Origin of the sequence: Pantoea sp. B270 (assembly GCF_018726825.1) — a bacterium.
Taxonomy (GTDB): Bacteria; Pseudomonadota; Gammaproteobacteria; order Enterobacterales; family Enterobacteriaceae; genus Pantoea; species Pantoea dispersa.
In genome coordinates this window covers 1-26,210 of the sequence record NZ_JAHCSX010000004.1, presented here as the reverse complement: position 1 = coordinate 26,210, position 26,210 = coordinate 1, and the positions used below count along the sequence as shown (strand labels likewise).

The 26,210-nt window shown below is 53.4% G+C and carries 25 protein-coding genes and 1 pseudogene; 15 read left to right on the top strand and 11 right to left on the bottom strand.

Features of this window, described 5'->3' with window-relative positions:
* Positions 1-73: 73 nt before the first annotated feature.
* On the top strand, positions 74-745 hold the full coding sequence (locus KOL70_RS22645; protein WP_215481648.1) for a hypothetical protein: 672 nt from the start codon (positions 74-76) through the stop codon (positions 743-745).
* A gap of 198 nt (positions 746-943) precedes the next feature.
* Here the strand turns inward: KOL70_RS22645 and KOL70_RS23685 are convergent, their stop codons facing one another.
* On the bottom strand, positions 944-1,138 hold the full coding sequence (locus tag KOL70_RS23685; RefSeq protein WP_254185914.1) for a site-specific integrase: 195 nt from the start codon (positions 1,136-1,138) through the stop codon (positions 944-946).
* An 81-nt stretch (positions 1,139-1,219) separates the two neighbouring features.
* The gene (locus KOL70_RS23680) at positions 1,220-1,738 is read right to left on the bottom strand and encodes a resolvase (RefSeq protein ID WP_254185913.1); all 519 of its coding nucleotides are present in this window, start codon (positions 1,736-1,738) and stop codon (positions 1,220-1,222) included.
* Between the two features lie 642 nt (positions 1,739-2,380).
* On the opposite strand from KOL70_RS23680, the gene KOL70_RS22635 reads away from it, so the two are divergent.
* Positions 2,381-3,199: an alpha/beta fold hydrolase gene (locus KOL70_RS22635; RefSeq protein ID WP_215481647.1), complete on the top strand. Its 819-nt coding sequence runs from the start codon at positions 2,381-2,383 to the stop codon at positions 3,197-3,199.
* A 195-nt stretch (positions 3,200-3,394) separates the two neighbouring features.
* Here the strand turns inward: KOL70_RS22635 and KOL70_RS22630 are convergent, their stop codons facing one another.
* From KOL70_RS22630 to KOL70_RS22615, 4 genes are all read right to left on the bottom strand, one after another.
* Positions 3,395-4,540 (bottom strand): pyridoxal phosphate-dependent aminotransferase, encoded by a 1,146-nt coding sequence (locus tag KOL70_RS22630; RefSeq protein WP_254185912.1) that lies wholly within the window; start codon positions 4,538-4,540, stop codon positions 3,395-3,397.
* A 62-nt stretch (positions 4,541-4,602) separates the two neighbouring features.
* Positions 4,603-5,235, bottom strand: a complete 633-nt coding sequence (locus KOL70_RS22625) for an RraA family protein (protein WP_215481645.1) — start codon at positions 5,233-5,235, stop codon at positions 4,603-4,605.
* A complete protein-coding gene (locus KOL70_RS22620) occupies positions 5,235-5,897 on the bottom strand; it encodes an RraA family protein (RefSeq protein WP_215481644.1) in 663 nt (220 codons plus the stop codon). The genes KOL70_RS22625 and KOL70_RS22620 overlap by 1 nt, the downstream gene beginning before the upstream one ends.
* Positions 5,894-6,562 carry an RraA family protein gene (locus KOL70_RS22615; protein ID WP_215481643.1) on the bottom strand — a complete coding sequence of 223 codons (669 nt, stop codon included), beginning with the start codon at positions 6,560-6,562 and terminating at the stop codon, positions 5,894-5,896. Before KOL70_RS22615 ends, KOL70_RS22620 begins: the two co-directional genes overlap by 4 nt.
* Positions 6,563-6,669: 107 nt before the next feature.
* Between KOL70_RS22615 and KOL70_RS22610 the strand changes: the two genes are divergently transcribed.
* A complete protein-coding gene (locus KOL70_RS22610) occupies positions 6,670-7,563 on the top strand; it encodes a LysR family transcriptional regulator (protein WP_215481642.1) in 894 nt (297 codons plus the stop codon).
* Between the two features lie 48 nt (positions 7,564-7,611).
* Here the strand turns inward: KOL70_RS22610 and KOL70_RS22605 are convergent, their stop codons facing one another.
* A complete protein-coding gene (locus KOL70_RS22605; RefSeq protein ID WP_215481641.1) occupies positions 7,612-8,529 on the bottom strand; it encodes a LysR family transcriptional regulator in 918 nt (305 codons plus the stop codon).
* A gap of 93 nt (positions 8,530-8,622) precedes the next feature.
* On the opposite strand from KOL70_RS22605, the gene KOL70_RS22600 reads away from it, so the two are divergent.
* From KOL70_RS22600 to KOL70_RS22585, 6 genes and pseudogenes are all read left to right on the top strand, one after another.
* On the top strand, positions 8,623-9,870 hold the full coding sequence (locus KOL70_RS22600) for an MFS transporter (RefSeq protein ID WP_215481640.1): 1,248 nt from the start codon (positions 8,623-8,625) through the stop codon (positions 9,868-9,870).
* A 44-nt stretch (positions 9,871-9,914) separates the two neighbouring features.
* Positions 9,915-10,040 (top strand): annotated as a pseudogene (locus KOL70_RS23825) (hypothetical protein); the annotation flags it as partial.
* A gap of 180 nt (positions 10,041-10,220) precedes the next feature.
* On the top strand, positions 10,221-10,523 hold the full coding sequence (locus KOL70_RS23675; RefSeq protein ID WP_371824684.1) for a hypothetical protein: 303 nt from the start codon (positions 10,221-10,223) through the stop codon (positions 10,521-10,523).
* 107 nt (positions 10,524-10,630) lie between these two features.
* Entirely contained in the window at positions 10,631-11,044 is a 414-nt protein-coding gene (locus tag KOL70_RS23670; protein WP_254185910.1) for a hypothetical protein, read from the top strand.
* A gap of 589 nt (positions 11,045-11,633) precedes the next feature.
* Positions 11,634-13,100 carry an FAD-binding oxidoreductase gene (locus tag KOL70_RS22590; RefSeq protein WP_254185909.1) on the top strand — a complete coding sequence of 489 codons (1,467 nt, stop codon included), beginning with the start codon at positions 11,634-11,636 and terminating at the stop codon, positions 13,098-13,100.
* A gap of 826 nt (positions 13,101-13,926) precedes the next feature.
* Positions 13,927-14,955, top strand: coding sequence for a GlxA family transcriptional regulator (locus KOL70_RS22585; RefSeq protein WP_215481639.1), 1,029 nt, complete (start codon positions 13,927-13,929; stop codon positions 14,953-14,955).
* 27 nt (positions 14,956-14,982) lie between these two features.
* Here KOL70_RS22585 and KOL70_RS22580 read toward each other — a convergent pair whose 3' ends face one another.
* Positions 14,983-16,356, bottom strand: coding sequence for an MFS transporter (locus tag KOL70_RS22580; protein WP_215481638.1), 1,374 nt, complete (start codon positions 16,354-16,356; stop codon positions 14,983-14,985).
* 293 nt (positions 16,357-16,649) lie between these two features.
* Positions 16,650-17,561 (bottom strand): aromatic amino acid DMT transporter YddG, encoded by a 912-nt coding sequence (gene yddG, locus KOL70_RS22575; protein ID WP_215481637.1) that lies wholly within the window; start codon positions 17,559-17,561, stop codon positions 16,650-16,652.
* A 383-nt stretch (positions 17,562-17,944) separates the two neighbouring features.
* On the opposite strand from yddG, the gene KOL70_RS22570 reads away from it, so the two are divergent.
* The 5 genes from KOL70_RS22570 (at position 17,945) to KOL70_RS22550 (ending at position 23,291) form a co-directional block, all read left to right on the top strand.
* Complete coding sequence (locus KOL70_RS22570; protein WP_215481636.1) at positions 17,945-18,847, top strand: dihydrodipicolinate synthase family protein; 903 nt, start codon at positions 17,945-17,947, stop codon at positions 18,845-18,847.
* Between the two features lie 9 nt (positions 18,848-18,856).
* Positions 18,857-20,362 carry an aldehyde dehydrogenase gene (locus KOL70_RS22565; protein WP_215481635.1) on the top strand — a complete coding sequence of 502 codons (1,506 nt, stop codon included), beginning with the start codon at positions 18,857-18,859 and terminating at the stop codon, positions 20,360-20,362.
* A 56-nt stretch (positions 20,363-20,418) separates the two neighbouring features.
* Positions 20,419-20,733, top strand: a complete 315-nt coding sequence (locus KOL70_RS22560) for a hypothetical protein (protein WP_254185908.1) — start codon at positions 20,419-20,421, stop codon at positions 20,731-20,733.
* A gap of 223 nt (positions 20,734-20,956) precedes the next feature.
* The gene (locus tag KOL70_RS22555) at positions 20,957-21,634 is read left to right on the top strand and encodes a GntR family transcriptional regulator (RefSeq protein ID WP_215481634.1); all 678 of its coding nucleotides are present in this window, start codon (positions 20,957-20,959) and stop codon (positions 21,632-21,634) included.
* 337 nt (positions 21,635-21,971) lie between these two features.
* Complete coding sequence (locus KOL70_RS22550) at positions 21,972-23,291, top strand: FAD-binding oxidoreductase (RefSeq protein ID WP_215481633.1); 1,320 nt, start codon at positions 21,972-21,974, stop codon at positions 23,289-23,291.
* Between the two features lie 120 nt (positions 23,292-23,411).
* On the opposite strand, the gene KOL70_RS22545 is transcribed toward KOL70_RS22550, so the two are convergent.
* Both KOL70_RS22545 and KOL70_RS22540 read right to left on the bottom strand, forming a co-directional pair.
* On the bottom strand, positions 23,412-24,866 hold the full coding sequence (locus KOL70_RS22545; RefSeq protein ID WP_215481632.1) for a UbiD family decarboxylase: 1,455 nt from the start codon (positions 24,864-24,866) through the stop codon (positions 23,412-23,414).
* 10 nt (positions 24,867-24,876) lie between these two features.
* A complete protein-coding gene (locus KOL70_RS22540) occupies positions 24,877-25,455 on the bottom strand; it encodes a UbiX family flavin prenyltransferase (protein WP_215481631.1) in 579 nt (192 codons plus the stop codon).
* 158 nt (positions 25,456-25,613) lie between these two features.
* Here KOL70_RS22540 and KOL70_RS22535 point away from each other — a divergent pair, with 158 nt between their 5' ends.
* Entirely contained in the window at positions 25,614-26,015 is a 402-nt protein-coding gene (locus KOL70_RS22535) for a MarR family winged helix-turn-helix transcriptional regulator (protein ID WP_254185907.1), read from the top strand.
* Positions 26,016-26,210 lie beyond the last annotated feature (195 nt).

The window sequence follows — 26,210 nt, the reverse complement described above, 5'->3', positions numbered from 1 at the left end:
TCATCACGCTGAATTTATCTTTGCAGAAAACCTCTGATATAGTTCGTTTTTCTCTCTGTACTGACACACGGAAATGCTGAATATCACCGAATGGATCCCCGACGGGATAAAGAAAAATAAGGTGGCTATGTGGCTCATTGGCACGGCGGGAATGATGACCGTCGCGGTTGCCGGAACCTACGAAGCCCTGAACGTCACTACCCTGACCGAAATGAGGGGGAGGATAGAGGGCCTCGTTCAGCAAAATCAGCGCCTGACGCAGGACCTGCAGGTTCTGCAGGCGCGCTATGATAACGCGATGACCAGCCGGGATGACGACATCAGTAAAAGGATCAGCGACATGTCCTCTGTCTGGCGGGACAGCATGAGCAATTTGAGCGCGCGGTATGAAAACGCGCTCAAAGAAAATCAGGATCTGAAAAACGCGCTCAGCGCTGCAGACAGCGGAGAACGCCGGCGGGCTGCAGAACTGAAAGAGTCCAGACTTGGCGCACTGAATGCTGCGCTCCTGTCAGACAGCAACCGGATTACTGAAACGCACAAGGAGCTGTATGACACCAGCGCCACCGCGGCCTACTACCAGAAAGAATGTGAGAAGAATGACGGCGGCGCTTTCTCCAATACCTGTGAAATGGCCTCGAAGTACGGGTCACAGGCGGCCTCACTTCGCGAACAGATAGGCTCGCTGGAAAAGAACGCTGAAATCCTTAACGAGCAGATCCTTGCGCTGGACGGCAAAGGATAAGAAAGAGATCCGAACTAACGTCTGTCAGATCAGCATCATCGAAGGCGCAGTCCGGGCAGGGAAAGGGGAAAAGCCTTTACGGGCACCTTACGCCAGACAGGCACTTGGGCTGAAACGGGATCGGCTCAGCCATGGAGGGGATTCGCATCTTAGCCAGCATCCGGATCCGCAGCGGATGGCATGACCATTTCCCTCCCGTTAGCCCCGTGAAACACCGGCGCACGGCAGCAGCTGCTGCGCGGCCTCATCCGCTTCCATGGAGAGCGGCACGCCGAGCTGGCGTGTGATGTCCAGCGCAAACACCCGGGTATACCACTCGGCGGACTTCGCATACTTGAGCCCCATCAGCGTCTGAATGACCTTCTGCGGCACCGTGTGCTGTATTAGGTGCATGACAAACGAGTCCCTGAACGTTTTGGGCGTCACCGGACGGATGGAAAACGTCACGCCGTCGCGCGCGGCGGCCGCAACCGTCTAGGAGATCCAGCAATGCGCTGTATCCTCGCTCTTTAGTCCCGTGGCCTGCTGCGCCGTCGCAAACCATTCCCCTGAGCCGCTGCACAAAGCCCGGATCGGTAAGCCGCCCCGCTCCGCCTGCTGCTGCTCCTTCGTGGGGCGGTCTCGCCGGCGGCTGCGGCTGCGCGCGGCCTCCTCGAGCCGGCGCTGCTTGAGCGTCCTCAGCACCACGAACGGCGAGCTCAGCGGCGCGCCGCTGAGCGGATCGTCCAGCACGAAGTCCTCTCTGGCCAGCGGCAGGATTTCGTTCAGCCGGCCGCCGGTGTTCCACTGGGTGCCGATAAACAGGCGCTTTTTCAGGTCGGCGACCTTCGACAGCAGCACGGCCACCTCGGGGGCGAGCAGGTAGCGGGGCATGTCGGTGCCGTAGGCGGCAGCCAGGTTGCGCAGGGCCACCGCGCTGCCGTAGTCAAAATAGCGCGCCGCGCCCAGATCGGTTGAAATGTGACCGATGGCGTCGCTACATGAAATCTGCACGACTTCCCGGGGTAAAGTGTAAAGTGCCCAAACTTTTAATCTCCGTTGTCTGGCGGTGTGGAACGTATTTCCCCTGTCTGTCCAGCGAAAACCACGGAAATAAATCGACCCGCTGAGGATCCGTTTTCGATCCGTTTTTCGGATTTTCTCCCGTATATGGAGAATAACCCGGACGCCAGGAAATAAAAAGGCGCGCCCCGGGGGACCTTGCGGGCGCATAAAAGAAGGTAACCCACTCGTGAAAAGGTGGTTTATGTTAATTTAAGTGCTGATGAGTGATCATACTGAATTATTTACTGTCAGAGATGATGTTTCACTCCACCCTGCGCAGAATGAGGCTTTTCGCAACAAATCTGTACATGGGGCAATGCTGACTTGACGCTCAGATTATCTCTTCTGCATCAACCGCTGCTCTTCTAATATTATAAACATATCAATAAGTTTCTATAAAACTAATTTACATATCAGCCAAAGAGTTTAGTGTTGGCCTGTTTTATCTGTGATGTAAGTACTGATGCCACCACTGCTTCAGAAAACCTGAAAAGTGGCCATTATTCAATGGCTCATTGGTAGTGAAGCAGATGCAATCAATCGCCTCATTTTGGGTTTCAGACTGGCAAAAATTTAAGAGGAAGAGAACGGATGTCTACAGAGTTTATTTCCCAGCACTACGATATTAGCGTAAAGAATGTTTGCGTGAACGTGGCGGCAATTCACCGATCAGGAAAACGTGAGCCTGTTGTTTTTCTACACGGTTTTGGTTCAACCAAAGAGGACTATGCTGATATCGTTCGCTACGCCGAGTTCTATGATCACCCTTTCCTTGCTTATGATGCGCCGGGCTGCGGTGAAACCGAGTGCGAGTCGCTGAGCGCTATTTCTATTCCTTTTCTGGTTGAAACTGCGCTGACGATGATCGCTGAACTTGGGTTTGAGCAGTTTCATCTGGTTGGCCACTCTATGGGCGGCCTTACCGCTTTAATGCTGGCTCATACCCATCCCGAACGTGTGCTCAGCTTTGTAGATATCGAAGGGAATATTGCGCCGGAGGACTGTTTTCTGAGCCGTCAGGTGATTGACTACCCGGAAGAGGATGACGTTCGCTTTTTCGATGACTTTATCAGCCGCACCCGACACTCTCCGGCCTGGTCAAGCGCCCTGTATTCAGCCAGTCTCCGACACAAAGTTCGCGCCGGTGCGGTGAAGCATATTTTTAAATCTATGGTGGACTATTCTGACCATGCGGAACTGATGAGTAAGTTCCTGAATCTGCCTTTCCCAAAAATGTTTATGTATGGCGAACAAAATGCTTCCCTAAGCTACCTTGACTACATTCAGGCACGTGGCGTTACGCTTGCTGAAATACCGCATTGTGGCCATTTTCCTATGTATTCCAACCCGGTAGAAATGTGGCGCATGATCAGTAAGCACCAGCAGTCAGCCGAAGCTCTGAGCCGCTAAAGGGTTGCCCTTGATGCGATGGGTAAGGCATCGCATCAACTTACCTCTGGCATTTCAGCCCCTTTTTTTGAAACTAATGTCGGCGGCGCGATCGGTGCGCCGCAGGTAGAAGAGAAGGCGGTAGTGGGATATGGCAAACTGCTTTATGTGGTGAGCTAGCGACACAGGAAGAGGCTTACGCCTCTTCTTTTTCTGCTACTTAAGCGCTTCGCAAAACTCAATGATTAACTGACAGGCTTTTTCCAGCGAGTCATTATCAATGGCGTAGGCGATGCGAATATAAGGCCCTAGGCCAAATGCACTACCATGCACAACGGATACACCTTTTTCTTCCAGCAATGCGGTTGCCACATCTTCATCTGTTGCCAGATACTGTCCCGCTGCAGATGTTTTGCCAATCAGCGCGCGACAGTCTGCAAAGGCATAAAATGCGCCCTGTGGCGTGTCACAGTGTAGGCCGGGTGCGCTGTTCAGCATATGGACCATTAAATCGCGGCGTGCTGAGAATGCCTGCCGTGACGTCGTGAGAAAATCACGTGGACCGGTCAGCGCGGCCAGCGCGGCATGCTGTGAAATGGAGCTGGCGCCTGAGGTCTGTTGCCCCTGCAACTTCTCCATCGCGCTAATCAGCCAGCGCGGCCCTGCGCAGAACCCGATACGCCAGCCGGTCATGGCCCAGGCTTTCGATACGCCGTTCATCGTCAGAGTGCGATCTCTGAGCGCCGGCACAACCGCCGCCATCGTGGCAAACTCGATGTCATCAAATATGAGATGCTCATAAATATCATCCGACAGGATGAGAATTTGCGGATGTCTGAGCAAAACATTTCCCAGCGCCGCCAGTTCGTCACTGCTGTAGACCGCACCGGTTGGATTGGAGGGCGAGTTCAGAATAATCCAACGCGTACGCGGCGTTATTGCGGCCTCCAGTAAGTCAGGCGTGATCTTAAAGCCGCTCTCCTGCCCACAGGCCACCGTAACGGGTGTTCCACCGCACAGCTGAACCATTTCCGGATAACTCACCCAGTAAGGCGCCGGGATAATGACTTCATCATCGTCATTCAGCGTGGCGGCCAAGGCATTATAAATGACCTGTTTTCCGCCATTACTGATAAGGGTTTCCTGCCAGCTGACGTCAAGCCCGTTATCCAGCCGGAATTTGTTCACTACGGCCTCGCGTAACGCCCTAAGTCCGGCTACCTGAGTATAGCGGGTGTGGCCATTCTGAATCGCCATCATCGCTGCAGCGCAAATATGCTTTGGCGTCGGGAAATCCGGCTCCCCGGCGCTCAGTGAAATGATGGCCCGCCCCTGCTCCTTAAGCTCTGCCACCTTGTCCATGATGCGATAGGTGGCGGACGGCTTGCCGTGCTCCAGGTAGCGGTTAAGCTGCTGCGATGTTGTCATTGGGTTCTCCAGTGCGCCAGGCTCATCAGGTCAACCGTGGTGCTGCCAGCTTCCAGTTTCTGCATCATGGCCTGCTCTTTTGCCTCACGTTGCTCAGAAGCCTCAAGCACGCGCGCCACTTCCTGCGCCGGAATAACGACAATGCCATCATCATCGGCAACGACCAGATCGCCGGCCGCGACGGAAATACCGGTAAAGCTGACAGGTTCGCCAACCGATTTGTAGCTCGCCTTAATCGTGCCGCGTACCGCGATGCCGCGCGAATAAAGCGGAAAGCCGCGTTTCTGTACGGCGGCGATATCCCGCACGCCACCATCTATAATCAGGCCTTTGACGCCGGCCGCCTGCGCGGCGACCGTCAGCACTTCGCCCCAGTAGCCTGCGATGAAGTTATCCGTTGTCACAACCAGCACGCTGCCCTCTGGCACTTTTTCCAGCGCGAGATGCAGTGCCAGGTTATCTCCTGGAGAACAGGCAAGCGGATAAGCAGGTGCCGCGACACCCATGCCACGCCAGACCGCCTTGATTGCCGGGTCTGCGGCACAATTCAGGCCAGAAGCTTCAAACAGCGTTGAGCTACCCAGCTGCAGCGCGCGTTGTGCCTGCTCTTCTGTATAATAACGTGACATTATGCTTTCCTCTGCAGCAGGTGATAGCCCAGTTCTTCGCGCGCCTGGCGCAGTGATTTACCCTCGGCAAGTGCCTGACGGATGGCTGACTCTGTTTTTTCAATCTCATGCGCCACGTGAGCGACCTCTTCAGCCCTGCTGCGCGGGACAATCACTACGCCGCTGGCGTCCGCCACAACGACGTCGTTCGCTTCCACGCGTGCCGTGCCGATCGATACCGGCTGGTTAATAGCATTGACCTGCACGCGGTCTTTGCCGGTACGCATAAAGCGGCCTTTTGAGAAGATCGGATATCCGTCACCTAACGCTTTATGCACGTCACGACATACGCCATCAATAACGGTGCCCGCGATACCTTTGCTGCCGGCAAGCTGCGTCATGATATCGCCCCAGACCGTACAGTCGGTGCGGCCGTTGTTATCAATGACAACCATATATCCGGCAGGCACATCATCGATAAAATCGCCCACTGTACCGGGAGGATTGCTGGCGGGCTCGTAGCGTACGGTATAGGCAAAACCCACGACAGCTTGCCTGTAGTTATCAAGCGGCATGACGCCGAAACACTGTCCGCTCAGTCCGAGTTTATCGAGTGCGTCAGAGACGCCTGCGGTATCGAGTCCTTTGAACAATTCGAGGAGCTGCTTTTCTGTTTCGCTCATGCCTTTTCACCCTGGTTAATTGCTTCAAACTGACTGTCATGCATGACTTCCGCTACTGAACGGCCTGCGCGCACGGCGGCTACCATACCGTTCTGGCGATGCGCGATTTTTTCAGCCAGCGTAATAACGTCTTCAATGCGTTCTGCGGGAATAAAGACCGTTCCGCAGCGGTCAGCGATCACATAGTCATTTTCTTTTACCGTGACGCCCGCCATGGTGACCGGACTGCCGGAATCAAGCTGTATGACACGATTACGGGCGCTGATCATGGTTATGCCGCGACCATACACCGGATAGCCAATCTCCTCGCTGCCTTCAATGTCCCGGCTCATGCCATCCAGTACCGAACCACGAACGTTTTTACCCTTTGCCGCGTTCGCAATGATGTCTCCCCAGCAGGAAATTCCCTCTTTACCGCCGGCAATGACCAGCACGCGATCGTCGGTGGTGATCGCATCAATGACAGGTGTAATGAGATGAACGGTGGGCCTGGCATCGGTTTTAGGCCCAAGCTGAATCGTGCTGGCGCGTCCCACGATTTTTGGACAGTTCCAGAGCGGGCGAAGGCCGTAGGTGGCTCCAGTAAGCGCCAGGAAATCAAGGGCATCAGAAACCGTATTGGTATCAAGGCTGGCAAGTCTGTCGAGCAGAGAATGAGATGACATTACGTTATCCATAGTGTGGTTGATTTAACCACACTATTGAACGACTATGCTGATAGGTAAAATCTTTAAAGAAGATAGTTTTAATATTAAAAATATATTGAGGGGCTATGATAAATTTTCGCATTTTACGGCACATGTGGCTGTTCCTTGCCGTCGCCGAGGAGAAGCATTTTGGCCGCGCGGCTAAACGACTTGGCATGACCCAGCCCCCGCTGACGCAACAAATCCAAGTGCTTGAGAATTCGCTAAAAATTCAGCTGTTTGACCGGTCCCGGAAAGGGGTACAGTTAACGCCTGCTGGCCAGGCAATCCTGCCCGCTGTGAAAAAGTTTGCCGGGCAGGTTGAGCGCCTCGAACTGGCTATACGCGAAGCAATTGCCGGTCATACCGGTATTCTTACTGTCGGGGCTATCAGTACAGCCATGCTTGATGTATTGCCGGCTTACCTGGAAAAAATGAAGAAAGTGGCACCCGAACTGACCATCTCGGTGAAAGAAATAGACAGCGCTGAGGCCATACCTTTACTACAAAGCGGAGACATTGACCTGGCATTTGCGCGCCTTAGCGGCGAACTCGGCAATGACATCGAGTCCTTGCCGCTGGCCAGCGATAACCTAGTCGTTGCCCTGCCTCATGATCACGATCTCGCCGGGAAGAACAGTGTTGCACTTGATGCCTTAAGTAACGAAGAGTGGGTTATGTTTGCCCGACATCTCAGCCCGGTGTTTTTTGACAGCATCACTGCCGCCTGCCGATCACGGGGTTTTTCGCCACGAATTATTCATGAAGTACGTTCGGTAGCGTCCCAGATTGCTTTCGTAAGCTGCGGACAGGGTATAGCGCTCGTTCCTTCTTCGCTGGAACGTCTGTCCCCTGCAAACGTTGTAACTCTTCCGCTTGATAACAGGATCAATGTGATCACAACTGCTGCTGCCTGGTCCAGCGCCAGAAAAAATCCTTCTGTAAGTATGTTTATTGAAGTGATAAAACAGCTTCAATAGTGAGATTAAATCGTTTGATTTAAAGGAGTATTTAAAAGCAGCAGACTCTCAGCTCTCCCCATTACCTGACAAAATACTAACAGACTGAATTGCAGCTATAGACAGAAAGTTTTCAACTACACGACTTCTATTACTATGATTCCAGGCTGCGGCGAAACCAATGACCGGGGCCGGCGGCCGGACCTGCTTGAAGCAGACGCCAGCTAGTCTGAACTGCATCATTGACTCGGGCACGAGAGCGACGCCCAGCGCGGCAGCTACTAACGTAAGTATTGATACTATATGAGGAGCCTCCGGCCCTTCAACCGGATCGAATCCTGCATCATTACAGGCCTGTAACGATGCCTCCCGGAGGCTGGCACCCACCTCAACCGGTGTGAGAATAAAGGATTCAGACTTCAGTAAATGTAAGTCAAGCTTCCCTCTTTTACCTGCCAGAGGATGATTACCCGGAAGAGCAAGCACCAGTTTTTCCTTTAACAGATACGAAAGTGCAATACTTTGCGGAACGTGTCTGGCGGGACGTAAAAAAGCCACGTCCAGTCTTTTTGCTTCAAGTTCGGCAATCAAATCAGAAGAGTTAGCTTCAGTCACAGTGAGATCGACTTCGGGAAAACGGTGCTTAAATGTGTTTATCGTGGCGGAGACTACCGGATTTACTCCCGCCGTCCCGGTAAACCCAAGGTGAAGTCTGCCGGTCTCTCCCATTTCTGCACGCCGGGCGGCTTTAATCGCCACCTCTGCAAGGTTACTCATGGGCCTGACGGCGTCATAAAATGCCCTCCCTGCTTCTGACAATTCCACTCCTTGCCTGCTGCGCACAAACAGAGAAACGTTCAACTCCCTCTCTAGATCTCTGATTTGCATGCTTAGCGGGGGCTGACCAATTCCTAGCCGGGCTGCTGCACGCGTAAAATTTCGTTCTTCAGCCACCATAAGGAAATAACGTATATGCCTGAGTTCCATATATTCCACATATCACAAGGTTGCTATTCATATATTGGACAGATACTAAATGCTATCGTAAGTTTTAGCGAATTTTTAAAACTGAGTATTCACATGACTAAAAGCATTGTAACCTCGGAACGTTCTGTTTCTGCAAATTTGCCAGAATGTGTAAAAGGAGTAGCCTCAGCAGTAATAAAACGCGGTACAAAGGAATATCGGCGTGCAGGCGTTTCGCTTTTCTTACTGGGTTTTTCCAGCTTTTCGCTTATCTACTGCGTTCAACCTTTATTACCGGAATTCACAAGTTCATTTTTCGTCTCTCCAGCCCAAAGTTCGCTGGCACTGTCTTTAACGACGGGATTATTGGCTGTATCCATATTATTATCAGGTGCGCTATCTCAGGCTTTGGGGCGAAAAGGCCTTATGTTTATCTCAATGGCACTGGCATCATTACTTAATATTGCCGCTGCTGTGGTGCCGGAATGGCATCAGCTTTTAGCCGCGCGCGCTTTGGAAGGCATTGTGCTTGGTGGGGTTCCGGCAGTAGCCATGGCATGGCTGGCCGAAGAGATTGAGCCGGCGCACCTGGGTAAAACCATGGGGTTATACGTCGGGGGCACGGCCTTTGGTGCGATGATGGGCCGCGTCGGGATGGGACTGCTGACTGAGTTAACCTCTTGGCGTGGTGCAATGGGAATACTGGGATTGCTCTGCTTAATCTCTGCGGCAGGGTTCTACCTTTTGCTGCCTTCCTCAAAAAATTTCGACAAAAAGCCCGGTATTAATGCTCGTTTTCATCTTAAAGCATGGGGACAGCATTTAAGTAATCCAGTTCTGATTCGGTTGTATGTTTTCGGCTTCTTTCTCACCAGTATCTTTGTAACACTGTTCAATTATGCGACTTTTCGATTGTCAGAAGCCCCCTTTCATTTTAACCCGACTCAAATCAGTTTCATTTTTTGTGCATTTGCTTTTGGTATCGTTTCCTCCTCTATTGCCGGCACTCTGGCTGATAAGTTAGGGAGGAAACTTTTGCTGATCATCGGTTTTAGTCTGATGTTAGCAGGTTCGCTTTGCACCCTGTCGCCTTCATTAGCGGGCATTGTGGCAGGTATCATTATGGTAACAACAGGCTTTTTTATTTCGCATTCTGTTACTAGCGGTTCGGTAGGCCCGCTTGCAATAACATCAAAAGGGCACGCATCTTCTCTGTATCTACTGTTTTATTACATGGGATCGAGCATAACAGGTTCGGCTGGGGGATGGTTCTGGCAACTCGGGGGATGGCCAGCGATTGTATATCTGACTGCGGGTATTGCAATTGCGGGAATAGTATTGTCGCTAAAGGCAGTGAGATAAAATAAATTTATAAAACATCATTTTACTCTTACGACTTGTACTAACAGCAGGTTCGCTGCTCCAGATCTTTTGGTGAGCGCATTACCTCAAAAGTGGCCATGCAGCAGGCGCTGTGCCAATACGCGACAATAGCGGCTGGTAAGCTCAGGGTCGAGCCGCAGCTTCGACGAGCGCATCACGGAATATGGCGCGATGCGACAGTCTGTCTGCACATATGCCGAACGGCGTGGTGCAGCTAAATCTGTTTGATAATGAGGTGCAACGTGCTGGCAGCGAAGCCCTGATGAGCCTGATGGCTCGGCGGTGAAAATGGCTGGCGCTGGACGCTTGCCAGTACAGCTTTTATCGGCGTGCTGCTGTTTCTGATCCGCATCGGCACGGCGGAGTCGCTACGCTGGCTGCTCAGCAAGGGACGGGCTGACGAAGCGGAGCGGATTATATGCCGCGTCTACGGCGCAGATTTCGGGCTGGCGAATCTGCCGGATAACTGCGATGGCAAAAAGTTACAGCTCCGGGATCTGTTGCATTCGGGCTACGGTGAACGTATGACGTTCGTTGCTATTTTCTGGACATGCTCCGTCACGCCAGTTTTTGCCGTCTACGCTTTTGCCCCGCGCGTGCTGGAAGCGCTACACCTCAGTGGTGACTGGTGACTGGTGACTGGTGACTGGGCGTCTTGGGGAGCGATCGCCATTACCTTGTTTTTTGTAGTCGGCTACATTCTGGCTGTTCGCGAGGTCAATAGATTAGGCGGCGTAAGTTGCTGATACATAGTTTTCTGTGGTCTGCGCTGTCTTTGGTGCTGCTGGGCTGGCTTAATAACGGTCCCTCTCTACTGATTCTCGTGCTGTTCGGCGTCTATGCACTCTGTATCGGCGGCGTGCAGGTGCTGCAGTTGGTTTACCACAATGATATCTTTCCGACAGAAATCCGCGCCGGCGCGGTGGGCTTTACCGCCTCGCTGTCGCTGCAGAATGCGGGCATTGAAACCACAATGTATATTGCCGCCGCGATTACTTTTACAGTTCTACTGGTTTCTTGGCTTATGGTCCCTGAAACAAAGGATCTCACACTGACCGAAGCCGCCTCTCTGCATGTGAGGGTATCGGTTATCAATCCCTGCCAGCCGGTTTTTACTGAACGACAAAACAAAGCCATTAATACGCAGCGTTGAGTCGTCGCACAGGACAATCGGCTGCTAAAAATGCAGCCGCACCGCCGCGCATAGACACTGGCGGCGTAACTGCTGCGCCTGTCAGGCCGGTATTTGAGCTGACGATAAACGGAAACTGACCCAAATCTTCTTTAAATACTTTCGGCCCTATACACGGCGATGCGGCTGAATTTCTTCTGTCCGCTGTCAAATCTCTCAGTAGATTCCCGCCTAACCTCCGCTGAGAGGTTCTGTCCAGTCCAGCGAACTGTTTACCTCTTTTACCCATACACATAACAAGGTTGACATAAATTTAACGAAGCGAAATAATTTGTATACTGCAAAAATACATAAAAAATACGTTTTAGCCGTGACTGAGCGAGGTTTCTCTCTTTTTCAATGAAAAGCAAATGGGTGCTAATGCTGTTCCTGTCCTTATGCACATTGAGTAGATAGGGAAATATTCTTATCAGGCTGTTAACTGCTAGGGAAAAGCCCCCTAAAAGGGCAAATGAAGGGCAAGCCCTCCGGCCTGGAATCGTGTGAGTAAGGCCAGCCAGCTCGCGCGCTGGAAGCAGAGCTTAGTTTCGGGCGCAGAGCAATATTGAATATGCAGATCGACTATTTAGGAGTTTGTTTAATGGGTATTTCTAGAAGGAAATTGATTATCGGTACGGGCGTGGGTGCTGGCATAGTGGCAGCAGGTGCCGGCGCGTCACTGCTCACTGACAACCTGCCGGCCGCCCCGAATTCTCTGCTGAAAATTGACGCCCTTCCTTCAGACGATCCAACGCCAGGCTGGTTCCACACTAGTCAGAAGCGTTTGCCCAGGCCGGCGCTGGTGGGAGATGCCAGCGCGCCCTGGGTTGTTATCGGGGCAGGTTTTGCGGGGCTGGCCGCGGCGCGCCAACTGGCGCTGAATTTTCCACAGGATCAGGTGATCCTCGTGGAGGCTCAGCAGGTGGGTTTTGGGACTTCCGGCCGCAACGCCGGCTTTTTGATTGATGTGCCGCACGATATCAGCGCGCCAGATTATATCGGCGACAAAACCATTGCGCGTAATATTCTTAACCTGAACCAGACCGGCCAGCGTATCCTGAGAGATCTGGTGGAAGAACATAACATCACTGAAGCGCATATGCGCCATTCGGGCAAATATCAGGCAGCAGTGGAGGACAGCGGTATTGCCGTGCTTGATGCCTATCGCGGTGGCCTGGAAGCGCTTGGCCAGAAATGCAAAATCATTGAAGGTAAAGATTTGCCGGATATATTCGGCACGAAATTTTACCGCAAAGCACTTTACACGCCAGGCACCATTCTTGTTCAACCTTCTGGTCTGGTTAAGGGCCTAGCCGACACGCTGCCGGAAAATGTGGCCCTGTATGAAGAAACCCCGATCACTGCCATCGAGTATGAGCCGCAAATTGTGCTGCATCATGCGACCGGTCGCATCACAGCCAGGAAACTGGTGCTGGCCAATAATGCCTTTGGTACGCACTTCGGGTTCGGCGAACGCACCATTTTTCCGATCTTTACCTATGGCAGCCTGACGCGTCCACTGACTAAAGCCGAGCAGGAGAGCATTGGCGGCCAGGAGTTCTGGGGTATTATTCCGGCCGACCCGTTTGGCACTACCTGCCGTCGCACCCACGATAACCGTATTTTGATCCGTAACAGCTTCAGCTTTAATGAAGACGGACGTCATAAACCCGGCTATACCCAGAAGTATCGTCAGTCGCATCGTCTTTCTTTTGAACGTCGTTTCCCGACGCTCAAAGATGTGCATTTCGAACATACCTGGGGCGGCGGGCTAGGCATGACGCGCAACGGATCGAGCCTGTTTGGCGAACTACGGAAAAATGTTTATGGCGCACTGGGATGTAATGGCCTGGGCACGGTACGCTGTACGGCGATGGGCACCATGCTGGCGGATTGGCTGGCTGGCAAGCGCAATGACACCATTGACTACCTGTTGTCACTGCCTAAACCAGAGTGGAATCCGCCGGATCCGTTCCTGACCATGGGCGTAAACTTTACGCTGCGCCGCGGCATGCACAACGCTGGTCTGGAAGCCTGATCTGAGACATCAGCCTGGAGCCAGCAGCATTTCTTTAGGGACGAAGTTTTTCAGCATGACAGGGATGCCTTTCCAGGCAACATCGGTAGGGCTGGAAGGGATCCGATGTCGTCCGCTTCACTCATCAGCGCCGGGAATGACATGCTGTTACAGTAGGCAATAATGGGCTCAGGTGCCTATGCCTGTGCGTTGGGCATTAGCTCGTCGCGATTATCTTGCCAATATGCTGGCTCGGCATGCTTCCAGTATGCGCTTGTCGTCAAGCTCTATTGTCCATGCACCGAACCTGCTTCCCAGGCACTCTCAGACATTTTATCGATAAGCGTGCCCCGGTGTACTGGCAAAGCGTTCGTTAATTTTCTGCTGCACGAAAAAAATAACGATCAAATTATACTTACCTTAAAGGCAATAAATCACGCTAGGGCTGAACGCGCAGAAGGTTGCGGACCTCAGAGCCGACCGGTAAAGCGGGGTGAAATGCAGGAGCGAGCTGCAAAATGAGAAGCTTGTAAGACAAGTATTAGCATCTTTTCATACAGCGTAAGCACTGGATTAGCAAATCCTGATGTTGATTTTCTCCCGTCTGAGAAAAATTTAAGTGGCAGAGTCGACAAGCAGCCTGGCCTGTTTGGGTACAAAAGGTCACAAGCGGTCATAAAAATGCATCGTTTATCCGAGCCGACTAAAAACTCTCAGCTGAACGGTGTCCACAACTGGACTCAGAAACCACGAATATTCATTGGTCCAAATATCTCTGGATGAATAAACATGGTATGACGACTCAACTGACTAAATAAATGGGCCACCAGGCTGGGGTTTCATACGTATGCAACCGCTGAAAAATTCTGTTATTGATACGCAGGCAGAGCCGCAACCTGATCTTACGGTTGGTTTTCTGCTGATGAATCACTTTACCTTGGCCTCGGTCGCAGGTCTGGCAGAGTCGTTGCGCTTCGCGGCGGATGAATCTTTTTCCAGCCGTCAGATATTTTGCCGCTGGGAATGGATGACCTGCGACAATCAACCAGTTACCGCTAGCTGCGGGTTGCCGGTATCACCGACGGCCAATCTTGATGTCACACGGAACTGGGACTATTTCGTGGTGGCTGGTGGGCTGCTGGAGGAGACGCGCCAGCCTCAGCCCTGGCTGCTGCAGGCGCTGCGCGATCTGCACGCTCGCGGTGTGCCTGTCATCACGCTCTGCAGTGGTGTCTTTGTGGCTGGTAACGCCGGTCTGCTGGATGGGCGCCAGTGCGCAATTCATTTCACAACCCGCGACGAGTTCCGGCTTCGTTTTCCCAAGGCCATTCCGGTGATCGATAAAACCTACATTAAGGATGGCGGCATCATTACCTGCCCTGGCGGCACCGCAATCGACCTGGCGGCGGATATTATTCGCCAGCACTGCGGGCTGGTGCGTTCGCAAAAGGTGCTCAAATATCTGCTGGTAGAAGAGCCTGCGGCGCCGGTGAAAAAACCGCAGCAGAACATCAATGAGCCGGATGTCTATGATAATGAGCTGGTGACCAGGGTGATTGAGTTTATGAAGCATCATCTTGACTCGCCCGCACCGCTGGCGGAAGTCGCGGAATTTGTCGGCGTAAACGTTCGACAGCTCAACCTGATTTTTGCCAGATGCACAGGCTATACGGCTGCGGTGTACTGGCGGCGCATGCGGCTGGAACAGGCGCGCAAGCTGATGGCGGATTCGAGCAACAGCCTCAACGCCATTGCAGGAGCGACCGGTTTCGCTGACGCTTCGCATCTTATCGCCTGGTTCCGCAAACAGTATGGCGAGACGCCGAGCTCGTTCCGTAAGCGTCGGCGCGAAGTCGAACGACTGATCAAGGAGTAGAGCAGGGGCGCTGTTCGCCCCTGCGGTTCACCATGAACTGCGCTTAGACAAATTACCCGTGACCCTGGGTTGAGGCTCATCCAGCGACGCCGCATCTTCAAGGCTGCGCGCTGCCGTTTCCGGCGCCAGGAACCAGGAGACCAGCAGGCCGAAAAAGGTAATGCCTGCAGCGATATACATGGTGTAGCCGATACCAATAGTTTGTAGCGATACCGGTACCAGCCAGGTGCCAACGGCGGCGCCGACGCGCGACATCGAGGTGCCAACGCCTACTGCACCCGCGCGGATCTCCGTCGGGAAAATCTCATTGGGATAAACCAATTGCAGCACCTGCGCACCGCCAATAAAGAGGGCATAGGCGCCGAACATCAGCAGGATGACTATCGACGGCCCGTCACGCAGCAGTCCCAGCAGCAGCAGGGCAAGGCCGGACCAGAGGAAGCTGTGCAGCAGCAGTTTGCGGCGCCCCAGCGAATTCACCAGTCGCGTGGCAATAATACAGCCGACCACAAACAACAGCGTGATAGCGATCGAACCGTATGATGCCCAGTTTCCACTGAGATGCAGCGCTTCCAGCACGCGTGGGGCAAAGGCATAGACGGCGAACACCGGGATCACGGAGCAGGTCCAGAAAATAGTGACAAACGCCATACGCTTGCCGTAACCCGAATGCAGCAGGCTGCCGAACGACAGATGCTTACACTCCGCCTGCTGAGGCAGATTCTTTAGCCCGAAGTCGCGGCCATAGACACGTTGAATAATGGCCTCAGCTTCCTGTTCACGCCCTTTGCTCATTAACCAGCGTGGGGATTCTGGCGTACCAAGACGCACCAGGAAGAGCAGCGCGCCAATAACCGCGGTGCTTGCCAGCGTCAGACGCCAGGCGTCTGGTCCGCCAAAATTCAGAATGGCTTCGCCGGTAAGGTAAGCTGCCGCCGCACCGGCAAACCAGAGAATGGTCAGCGTTGCCAGGCAGGGGCCGCGATAGCGCTTCGGCAAAAACTCAACCAGGAACGCCGTGGCGACCGGATATTCAATGCCAACCGCGACGCCGTTAAGAAAGCGCAGCACAAAGAGCATCTCGCCGCTCTGTACCCAGTATTGCGCCAGTGAGCAGACGATAAACAGCGTCGGACCAAAAAAATAGAGGATCCGTCTGCCGAGCCGGTCGGTCAGTGCGCCGCCGATAAAACCGCCGAAGAAAATACCAATCAGGGCGGATGCAGCGATAAGCCCCTCCCAGAACGTATTCAGTCCGAGTGCAGGTGAAACCTTCGTCATGGCGATGCCGATAATGCTCAGCACATAGCCATCAACGAACGAGCCCCCGCCGGAGCGTACGGTAAGCAGACGATGAAAGCGGTTAAGCGGTACATCTTCAACAGAAACGTGATTAGACATCACAGACTCCTCTTTTTTACCGACGTCGTGACGGCAGTAAGCACCAGAAGCAGATGCTTAAAACGGCCGCAGGGTGCCAGACTCCCTTAAACATGACGTAGGAATTAATATAAGGCGGTTAGGATTATTAACGTTTATCCGGAACTACAGCGGACTCAAAATAAATTAAACAGGCTGGTCAGGTTAATCGCGGCATAAAGTATTACCTCCGGTGCAAAATATTCGGATATTGATGTTCATCTTTTTTTATTTTATTGTTAGCTGAGAGGGCTGAAGCCCTCTCTTTTATAATATTATGACGTCTCGTGCGTGACGCTTTTCGTTTCAGGCGTGCGGGTTGACCACCAGCAGATCAGCGAACCCAGGCTTACCATCGCCGTGCCTTGCCAGAACGATATCGTCAGGTGTGAGCTGAGGATAAAGGCCGCCAGCACAGAGGAAATAATTGGAATAAAGTAGGATGCCGCCGCCAGCAGGTTTACATTTCCATACAGAATGCCGACATTCCAGGCGGCGTAGCCGAAGCCCATCGCCATCGCTGCCAGTGCAAGGTTAATCAGTACCTGTGGCGACACTGCAAATGCCGGCTGCGGCGACAGCAGAAATTTCACCCACAGGGTCAGCGCGGTTAATATAAAAAAAAGTGTGATACCGTTGCTTCCATTGGCGATTTTTTTTGTTACCACACAATATATCGCCCAAATTACCGCACCGCTAAATGCCAGCCCGTAGCTCAGCGGGTTATCCATAATATTTTTGCTGATGTCACTGACTGAAAAAGCCTGCTCGCCACCGAGCACCCGGCATATTCCGACTACGGCAAGCAAAACGCCTGGGATAATAAGCGGACTGGTTTTCTGCCGGTTGACGATTACCGCCAGCACGATCGTCATGCTTGGCCAGAGATAATTCACCATGCCGACCTCAATCGCCTGGCGGCCGTTATGGGTAAAGCCGAGCGACAGCGACAGGCAAAGCTCATAAAGCACAAATAAGATACTGCCGACGATCAGATAACGCCGGGGAAAAGTACGTATTCCAGGAAAGCCTACAGTGAACAGCAGCAGGACAGCGCTACAGCTATAAATCAGCGCTGCGCCGCCTACCGCGCCGAAGCCTTCGCTCACGCTTTTAATCAATCCAACTATGGCGCTCCACAGCACAATGGCGATCAGGCCAATGAGCGTCGCTTTTTTCTGGGGCATAACCCACTACCTCTGTGTCAGCCAAGCTCGCTCGCCGATCCGGTGAAAGAGCCTGTTAAATTCAGGTTAAAACTAGCAACAAACCTATGCCTCCTGACAGCGGCTGTAAATATGCATTAGCTGGTCAGAATGCGGGAATGTGATCCTTATCTGAATTCATTTATAAAATTATTACAGGAATTTATTGAAGATAACTTATTGATTTTATATGTTTAAATAAATTTTCAATGTAAAATTATTCTGTTAATCGGTATTTTCTTTGTATTTTACTTGTATGCAAATTTTTTACGCTGATTGACCTCCCGCGCTGGCCTATGCAAATTGTTTAACATCGTAACCCCCCACGGTTGTGGGCGGACCTGAATAGTACCCTGGAGGCTACTGTGTTGACATTTGATGGTATCTATACCCCGGCGATTACGCCTTATGCAGCGGATGGCAGCATCGATTTCGCTGCCTTTGCAGATGTGCTGGAGTCACTGATTGAAGCGCGCGTACACGGCATTATTATTGGCGGCTCGACCGGCGAATATTACGCCCAGAGCGCAGAAGAGCGTCTGGCGCTGGTAGAACATGCGAGCAAGGTCATTGGCCAGCGGCTGCCGCTCATCGTCGGCACAGGCGCAATCCGCACTGAAGATGCCGTAACGTTCGCCACCCATGCGCGCGATCATAAAGCGGACGCGATTCTGGTCACCTCACCACCCTATGCGCTGCCAACCGAACTTGAAAATGCGCATCACGCGCTGACCGTCGACAAGGCCGCACAGCTGCCGATCATGCTTTACAACTATCCGGGCCGCATGGGCATTTCCATGGGTGAAACCTATTTTAGGGAAGTGAGCCGCTCCGCTAACGTGGTAGCGATTAAAGAGAGCTCCGGCGACTTCAATAATCTGCATCTGCTGGCGTGTCAGTTTCCAAAAATCGCGCTCTCCTGCGGCTGGGACGATCAGGCGCTGGAATTCTTCGCCTGGGGCGCACGCAGCTGGGTCTGCGCCGGTTCAAACTTTATTCCACGCGAGCATGTAGCGCTCTACGCGGCCTGCGTCGTGGAAAAAGATTTTGATAAAGGCCGCAAGATTATGGCAGCAATGATGCCGCTGATGAATTTCCTCGACGGCGGCAAGTTTGTGCAGTCAATCAAATATGGATCGGAGCTGGCTGGGCTGAAAGCGGGCCCGGTGCGCGCACCGCTGCAGGCGCTGGAAGAAGAGGAGAAGGCGCAGTTGCAGGCGGTCATTGAAGGCGTGAAACGTAATGTGGCTGCGGCCACCGCGCAGTAAGGAGGCGGTATGGGTAACATAGCAACGCTGAGCGATGTCGAACGTATCGTCGCGGAAATCGCCTTGCCAGATAAGGCTTTCATTAACGGACGTTTTTGCGCAGCGGCGTCAGGCAAAACACTGACCACCGTTAACCCGGCGACCGGCGAGCCTCTGACGCAGATTGCCGCCTGTGATATCAGAGACGTCAATGCCGCTGTTGAGAGCGCGCGCAAAGTGTTCGAAGCGGGCAGCTGGCACCAGGCGCATCCAGGTGAACGCAAAACTGTCCTGCTGAAGCTCGCTGCGTTGATGGAGCGCGAGCTGGAGTCGCTGGCGGTGCTGGAGAGTCTCGACAGCGGCAAACCGGTCAGCGAATGCCTCGCAGTGGACGTGCCGGAAACCATTCACGTGCTGAAGTGGCATGCAGAAGCGATCGACAAACTCTACGATCACAGCGCGCCGACCGGCAATGGCGCGCTGGCGCTGGTGGTACGCGAGCCGATCGGCGTCGTGGGCTGCGTGCTACCGTGGAATTTTCCGCTGCTGATGCTGGCCTGGAAAATCGCGCCGGCGCTGGCGACCGGCTGTTCGGTGATTGTTAAACCCGCCGAGCAGACCTCCCTGACCGCGCTGCGCGTAGCGGCACTTGCTGCGGAAGCCGGACTGCCGGCCGGCGTGCTGAATATCGTTACCGGCACGGGTAAAGAAGTCGGCGAGTCAATTGGCCTGCATGCCGATATCGATATGGTGAGTTTTACCGGCTCTACCGCGACCGGGCGACGTTTCCTGCGCTATGCCGCAGATTCAAACCTGAAGAAAATTGTGCTTGAGTGCGGCGGGAAAAATCCGGCGGTGGTATTTGATGACGCTGATGATCTCGCCAGCGTGGCGGCTCACGTGCTGAATGGCGCATTCTGGAATATGGGTGAAAACTGCTCCGCCACTTCGCGGCTGCTGGTGCAGGAGGGGGTAAAAGATCGGCTGCTTGGGTTATTGGCCGAGCAGCTGGTGGAGTGGACGATGGGCAACCCACTCGATCCCCGACATCGGCTGGGCGCGATGGTCAGCACCGAGCACTTTAATAAGGTGAGCGGGTATCTCGATACGGCGCGTAAAGAGGGACTGCGTATCGTGCTGGGCGGCAAAACCGAGCAGGGCGCTTACGTACAGCCGACAGTTATCGACGGAGTGACCCCGGAAAGCGCACTGTTCCGCGAAGAGATTTTCGGGCCGATTCTGTGCGTAACGACCTTTAAAACCGAAGCGGAAGCGGTCGAACTTGCAAACGATACCGAATATGGTCTGGCAGCCTCGGTTTATACGGGCAGTCTCAACCGGGCGATCCGCGTCTCGCGCGCCATGCGGGCAGGTACCGTCACGGTGAACTGCTTTGGCGAGGGTGATGCGACTACGCCCTTCGGCGGCTATAAGCAGTCAGGCTTCGGCGGCCGCGATAAATCGGTGTTTGCCCTCGATCAATATACCGAGTTGAAAACGCTGTGGATTGACGTTCCGGCGCAGGACGACGTCTGAACAGAGGTGAAAAAAAACTGCCTGCCCTGTGCGGTGGGCAGCCTGAACAGGTATTCATGACGATGCCAGCCACTTATCACACTCCTTTTGCCGCTTTAAATAACGGCCTTGATGTTCGCGTGCATTTTTATTTCTGCCTGCTGGTTGCCGTTGGGCTGTCACGTAAACAAGGACGGATTGGTTCTAATCGACAAAAAAACGCGTTCATTATGAAATGGCTAAAGCGAGCACATGAAAACGTGACGTTTCCGCCTGCCGCCAGCGAGGAGATTACGTGGCTACGGCGCGAAATTCTGCGCAATCATCCCGATCGTGACCCTGAACCAATGCTGCATCTGATTTACAAGACAGCCAGAAGTATGCAGTCCTGATATTTTACAGGGCTATCCTCTGAAAGCTGTTAAAAAGAGAATGTGAGATTAAATTTAACGCACTGAAAATAAATTACTATTAATTAATTTTTAGCTCAATGTGTAGCAATAAAACACCGTGATTATTTTTGCTGTATACCCCTTTTTTCTGTAGGTTATAGCTCCTTACTGCGGATCACGTTCGTGGTGCTATCTGTTATGCGTTGTTAATCGGGAGGCGGCATTGAGTTCAGGTAAAACGGCACTGTATGAAGATTTAAAACGGCTCATTCTCACCATGGAGTTCGATCCGGATGAAGTGCTGGATGAGTCGAGCCTGACATCGCAGTACGGGCTGTCGCGTACGCCGGTGCGTGAAGTTTTCCAGCGCCTGGCGGGCGAAGGCTATCTTGAGATCGTTGAAAAGCGCGGCGTGCGGGTCATTCCCATGAGCCACGCGTCGCTGCGTAACTTTTTTCTGATCGCTCCGATGATTTATGCCGCCACCGGACGTCTTGCCGTGCAGAACTACAAACCTGCTCAGCTGAAGGCTCTGAAGGAGACGCAAAAACGCTTCCGCAAAGCGGTGCAGACGCGTAATGCCGCTGTGCTGGTTCTGGAAAATAACCGTTTCCATGAAATTATGGGTGAGATGGCTGCTAACCCCTACCTTCAGCCCAGCCTGGGAAGGTTGCTTATCGATCATTGCCGTATCGGCCACACCTTCTATCGCCCGAAAAATAGCGACATGGAGCATCGTCTGCAGCTCGCTGCCGATCATCACGATGCCTTCATCGTGGCAATTGAGGCACACGACGAACAGGCAGTTGTTGATCTGGTTTTCGCACACTGGGAGTTGTCGCGTGAAAATATGGAGATGTTTATTGCGCCGCAGGGACTGAAGGCCGACGATTTGGTCTGATAGTATTTCTTTTTAAACCTTGCCTATCTGCCTGTTTATTCTATTGTAAACGGGCATCCTTTGCAGTTCCTTTTCTCCTTATTTTCCCGGTTTTTCCCTGAACTAAATATTTTTATTAATTTTGCGATACCGAACGCAAATGCCGCGTCAGGCCGTTGACGTTATACCTCCACGCTGAATATTTTATACATCACGTATACATTAAAAATACAAAAAGCTCTTATCTTCTCATCTCTGTTTACGTGGTTCAGCGGTTACGACCTCTTAGCCGCGAAGCGGGTTCGTTGGCTGTCTCGCCGGCGAACAACCCTGACATATATGCACTGGAGTGACGGAATTGCAAAAGATCACCTCTTTACCCGCTGACGATTCCATGCCGGGATGGTTTCATACCAGTCCGGCGCGTACCCCGCGTCCTGAACATATGGGACAGAAAAAAGCCCGCTGGGGAATCGTTGGCGCCGGTCTGACCGGACTGGCAGCGGCGCGCCAGCTGGCAATTAATTTTCCTGATGATGAAGTGGTGCTGATTGAAGCGCAGGAGGTCGGATATGGATCTGCAGGGCGCAATGCAGGCTTCGCCATCGACGTGCCCCATGACATCGGTGCGAAAGACTATATCGGCGATGTCACTACCGCGAATCTGATACTTCGGCTCAATACGCTGGGACAGGATTACCTGCGCCAGATTGTGCAGGAGAATGAAATTCAGTGTCAGATGTCGGCATCGGGAAAATATCAGGCCGCTGTTGGTGAGCAGGGGATTGCCATTCTGGAAGCCTATCGCCGCGGGCTGGCTAAAATCGGTCGCGACGCTGAGATGATCGCCGGCAAGGATCTGCCCGATCATATCGGCACTACCTATTACAAACAGGCGCTGTTTATCCCTGGCACGCTTCTGCTGCAGCCTTCAGCGTTGGTGAAAGGTCTGGCGGACAACCTGCCTGCCAACGTGACGCTCTATGAACACACGCCGATCACGTCGGTCGACTATGGCGACACCGTGACGTTGCTACATGACCGAGGCATGATTACGGTCGATACGCTAATCCTCGCCAATAACGGCTTCGCCTCCCATTTTGGATTTCTGCAGCGCCGCCTGCTGCCGACTTTCCTCTACGGCAGCCTGACGCGTCCGCTTACCGAAGAGGAGCAGACTCGCCTTGGCGGTAAGCCGGTCTGGGGCGTAATTCCGGCGCATCCGTTCGGCAGCACCATCCGTCGTACCGCAGATAACCGTATTCTGGTGCGCAACAGCTTTAGCTTTCAGCCGGACGGGCGCCCGCGCGAAAAGCGTTTGCGGCAGTTTATCCAGAACCATCGCAAATCCTTCGAGCGGCGATTTCCGATGCTGCCGCAGGTGGATTTTGAATATACCTGGAGCGGCGCTATCTGCCTGTCGGAAAACCATGAGGGATTCTTCGGTAAACTGGCGCCCAATGTTTACGGCGCGCTCTGCTGCAACGGTCTGGGTATTACGCGCGGCACCGCCACGGGCAAACTGCTAGCCGATATGATTGCGGGCGAGCGAAACGAGTTGATCGATTTTCTTACCGCCTCTCCGGGTCCGAATCTTACGCCGCGCGAGCCGTTCCTGTCGGTCGGCGTCAATTCCGTGCTGAAATGGGGCCAGTATCGCGCAGGTCTTGAAGTATAAGTTTCTGCGCAGCTGCATTTCTCCGGGAATGCAGCTTTTCATCCAACGTTTTTTCTGCAACTCAGCTTAAAGCGGATACAAAAATGCCGGGTTTCCCCGGCATACGCAGGCAGAGCGTATTTACCAGTTATCCAGCACGCGCTGCTGTACCTCAGCAGGATATCCCTGAGCGAAAGAGGCGTGCAGATGCCGTTTGCTTTGCAGCGTGTCGAACACCACTTTTGCTCCCTTACCGGCAACGTATTCCTCTTCTTCATAGCACTGGGGCAGGCGGATCACGCGTTGATCCTCGTAGACCACGCGGCGGCCGGTCGGGTGAACGCGCGTCGAGAGCGCCCAGACTACCTCACGCAGATTCGTCGGGTCAAAATCGTCATCGACCACGTAGACCTTGGGAATAAATACCATGGCGCTGGTCCTGAACAGCGCGTCGCCGATGCGTTGCGCCAGCGTCATGCTGCTGACGTCCGGCAGCTGCTCACGCCAGTCTTGCGGCATCACAACCAGCAGCCAGTGCACCGTCGAATCTTCCGGTATCCAGGCGGTTTTGACCGGCAGACCGGCCTCGCGCAACGTGGTCAGCGCATCCGCGGCCAGTCCCATCGCCCACAGCGTATGAGACTCGTCGGTCGGGCGTCCGGTTACTGACATCGGCCAGATGGGATCGGTTCGGTAAGTAATGGCTTCTACCTGGAAAGTTGGCTGCGCGGATGCGCCTTCTCCCAGATAACCGCCATATTCGCCGTAAGGGCCTTCCATACAGTCACGTGTAATGGATACGTGCCCTTCAATCACGATCTCGGCGGTGGCGGGTACATCGAGATCGACGCTGACGGCTTTAACAACCGGCACCGGCTCGCCAGCCAACGTGCCGATGTAGTCAGCTTCATCCGCCTGCGCCGGAATGGGAATGCCGGACACACATGAGATGGCCGGTGCAGGACCTTGTACCAGCGCGTAGGGCATCGGCTCGCCGCGTTCGACCCACTGCGTCCAGATCTGGCCGATGTGCTGGCTCGGCACGATCAGTCCGGTCATGCGCTTGCCGTCAACCTTCATTACCCGCGCGATCGACCAGTTTACCCAGGCGCCGTCGGGCGTTTTTACAATAAGCGTGCCCCAGGTGTTGGCGTAGCGCCCGCCATCTTTATCATGCGCGAAGGGGATGGGAAAACGGTCAAGGTTCGCCTCCGCACCGCGCAAAATATTTTGCTGGCAGGGCGCCTGCGCCGCGTCAACGCGTACTGGTGGAATGCCAGGCTTTGCGCGCGCGGCTGACAGAGCCTCGATGATTTCCGGACCGGTCGATTGCGGCACCAGACCGAACGACATCGCCACGCGCGCATAGGGCATCTCTTTGCTTGATGAGAGCGCTGCAGGCGCACCGAACAAACGAAAGCCCGCCGCAACACCCTTTACCTTATGAAACAGCGGCGCGGGCGCCTGGATTTCATAGCTGCGGCGGGTTATCGCGCTCGGTTCAAAATCGCCGTCCACTTCGCGATGGACATGCATGATGTCACCCATGGCGTCGAGGGCATCAATAAAGCTGCGTAAATCACCGTAATATTTCATCAGGCTCTCCTTAAGCCGGGGTTGATGCGGGATTCGGCCCGGCCCAGCGATGGGTGTAGTTATTATCCAGGCCAAACTGATCGAGAAGGCGGGACACTGTATGGTTGACGATATCGTCTGTAGTTGAAGGATGGTTGTAGAAGGCAGGCATCGGCGGCAGCATCATCGCGCCAGCGCGGGTTAAGGCCAGCATGTTTTCCAGATGAATGGCGTTAAGCGGCGTTTCACGTGGGACCATCACCAGCTTGCGCTGCTCTTTCAGAGTGACATCGGCGGCGCGGGTAATCAGGCCTCCTCCGTAGCCGCAGCGGATGGCGGCCAGAGTCTTCATGCTGCAGGGTGCAATGATCATGCCGTCAACCCGAAAGGAGCCGCTGGAAATCGCCGCCGCCTGATCATATTCGCTATAGGTTCGGGAGGCGAGGGCACTAACCTCCTTTACACTGTAAGGCGTTTCCATTTGAATAGTCGCGCGCGCCCATTTGGAGATAATCAGATGGGTTTCGACCTCGAGATCGCGCAGCGCAGACAATAAACGTACGCCTATAGCAGCGCCGGTAGCGCCAGTCATGCCTACCACAAGCTTCATCGTGGTTCTCGTATGTTAAAATGTAAATATAGTTTAAGTTAAAACTGTTTGTGTTCGAACTATAAAATTCCCCTTTTCAGGAGTCAAGCCAGCAAATGTCACAACATGACGACCCGATACTCGCAGCCCCGCTCTGGCCGCATGGAGAGTGCTCACTAATGCATCTGGTACGTCGCGCAGGTCAGCATTCAGCGACATGCTGGACGCAATGTGTCGATACCGGGCTTTCTGCTGTGCAGTACGCGATCCTTGTAGTGTTGGCAGAAGAAACCATCTGCGATCAACAAACGCTGGGCAACCGGGCGGGGTTTGATAAAGCTACCGGCACCTATCTAATCGATCGCATGAGTAAAAGCGGCCTGCTGCAAGTGGAAGTGGATGCCGCCAATCGGCGCCGCAAGCTGGTGACAATGACGGCAGAAGGAAATGCCATGCTCAATAGAATGGTTGAGCAAGCTAAAAACGCGGAAAACCTAATAGCACAGCGGTTGGACACGCAGGATGTTACGGATTTGAAGCGTCTTCTGAGCAAGCTGGGTGGGTTGCAGGAACCAGATTAAAGACGGAGGGATAATATAACGGTCGTGAGTGCGTTTTTTTGTGAGCGCAGCGCACGAATGAAATGGTCAGTTGTCCTGTAAGACAACGCATTAAAATAAGAAATAAGCAGCGCAAAATATGTTAAAGCTGTTTTTAAATGTCCGCTTTCCAGCTAAATTAAAATGTCCGTCAGGTCTTGCCAAATATCTCCTTGC

Excerpts from the sequence above, each read along its gene's own strand:
- KOL70_RS22645 (WP_215481648.1), top strand. The coding sequence starts at position 74 with ATGCTGAATATCACCGAATGGATCCCCGACGGGATAAAGAAAAATAAG.
- KOL70_RS23685 (WP_254185914.1), bottom strand. The coding sequence starts at position 1,138 with ATGCACCTAATACAGCACACGGTGCCGCAGAAGGTCATTCAGACGCTG.
- KOL70_RS22635 (WP_215481647.1), top strand. The coding sequence starts at position 2,381 with ATGTCTACAGAGTTTATTTCCCAGCACTACGATATTAGCGTAAAGAAT.
- KOL70_RS22630 (WP_254185912.1), bottom strand. The coding sequence starts at position 4,540 with ATGGACAAGGTGGCAGAGCTTAAGGAGCAGGGGCGGGCCATCATTTCA.
- KOL70_RS22625 (WP_215481645.1), bottom strand. The coding sequence starts at position 5,235 with ATGTCACGTTATTATACAGAAGAGCAGGCACAACGCGCGCTGCAGCTG.
- KOL70_RS22620 (WP_215481644.1), bottom strand. The coding sequence starts at position 5,897 with ATGAGCGAAACAGAAAAGCAGCTCCTCGAATTGTTCAAAGGACTCGAT.
- KOL70_RS22615 (WP_215481643.1), bottom strand. The coding sequence starts at position 6,562 with ATGTCATCTCATTCTCTGCTCGACAGACTTGCCAGCCTTGATACCAAT.
- KOL70_RS22610 (WP_215481642.1), top strand. The coding sequence starts at position 6,670 with ATGATAAATTTTCGCATTTTACGGCACATGTGGCTGTTCCTTGCCGTC.
- KOL70_RS22605 (WP_215481641.1), bottom strand. The coding sequence starts at position 8,529 with ATGGAACTCAGGCATATACGTTATTTCCTTATGGTGGCTGAAGAACGA.
- KOL70_RS22600 (WP_215481640.1), top strand. The coding sequence starts at position 8,623 with ATGACTAAAAGCATTGTAACCTCGGAACGTTCTGTTTCTGCAAATTTG.
- KOL70_RS22590 (WP_254185909.1), top strand. The coding sequence starts at position 11,634 with ATGCAGATCGACTATTTAGGAGTTTGTTTAATGGGTATTTCTAGAAGG.
- KOL70_RS22585 (WP_215481639.1), top strand. The coding sequence starts at position 13,927 with ATGCAACCGCTGAAAAATTCTGTTATTGATACGCAGGCAGAGCCGCAA.
- KOL70_RS22580 (WP_215481638.1), bottom strand. The coding sequence starts at position 16,356 with ATGTCTAATCACGTTTCTGTTGAAGATGTACCGCTTAACCGCTTTCAT.
- yddG (WP_215481637.1), bottom strand. The coding sequence starts at position 17,561 with ATGCCCCAGAAAAAAGCGACGCTCATTGGCCTGATCGCCATTGTGCTG.
- KOL70_RS22565 (WP_215481635.1), top strand. The coding sequence starts at position 18,857 with ATGGGTAACATAGCAACGCTGAGCGATGTCGAACGTATCGTCGCGGAA.
- KOL70_RS22560 (WP_254185908.1), top strand. The coding sequence starts at position 20,419 with ATGACGATGCCAGCCACTTATCACACTCCTTTTGCCGCTTTAAATAAC.
- KOL70_RS22545 (WP_215481632.1), bottom strand. The coding sequence starts at position 24,866 with ATGAAATATTACGGTGATTTACGCAGCTTTATTGATGCCCTCGACGCC.
- KOL70_RS22540 (WP_215481631.1), bottom strand. The coding sequence starts at position 25,455 with ATGAAGCTTGTGGTAGGCATGACTGGCGCTACCGGCGCTGCTATAGGC.
- KOL70_RS22535 (WP_254185907.1), top strand. The coding sequence starts at position 25,614 with ATGCATCTGGTACGTCGCGCAGGTCAGCATTCAGCGACATGCTGGACG.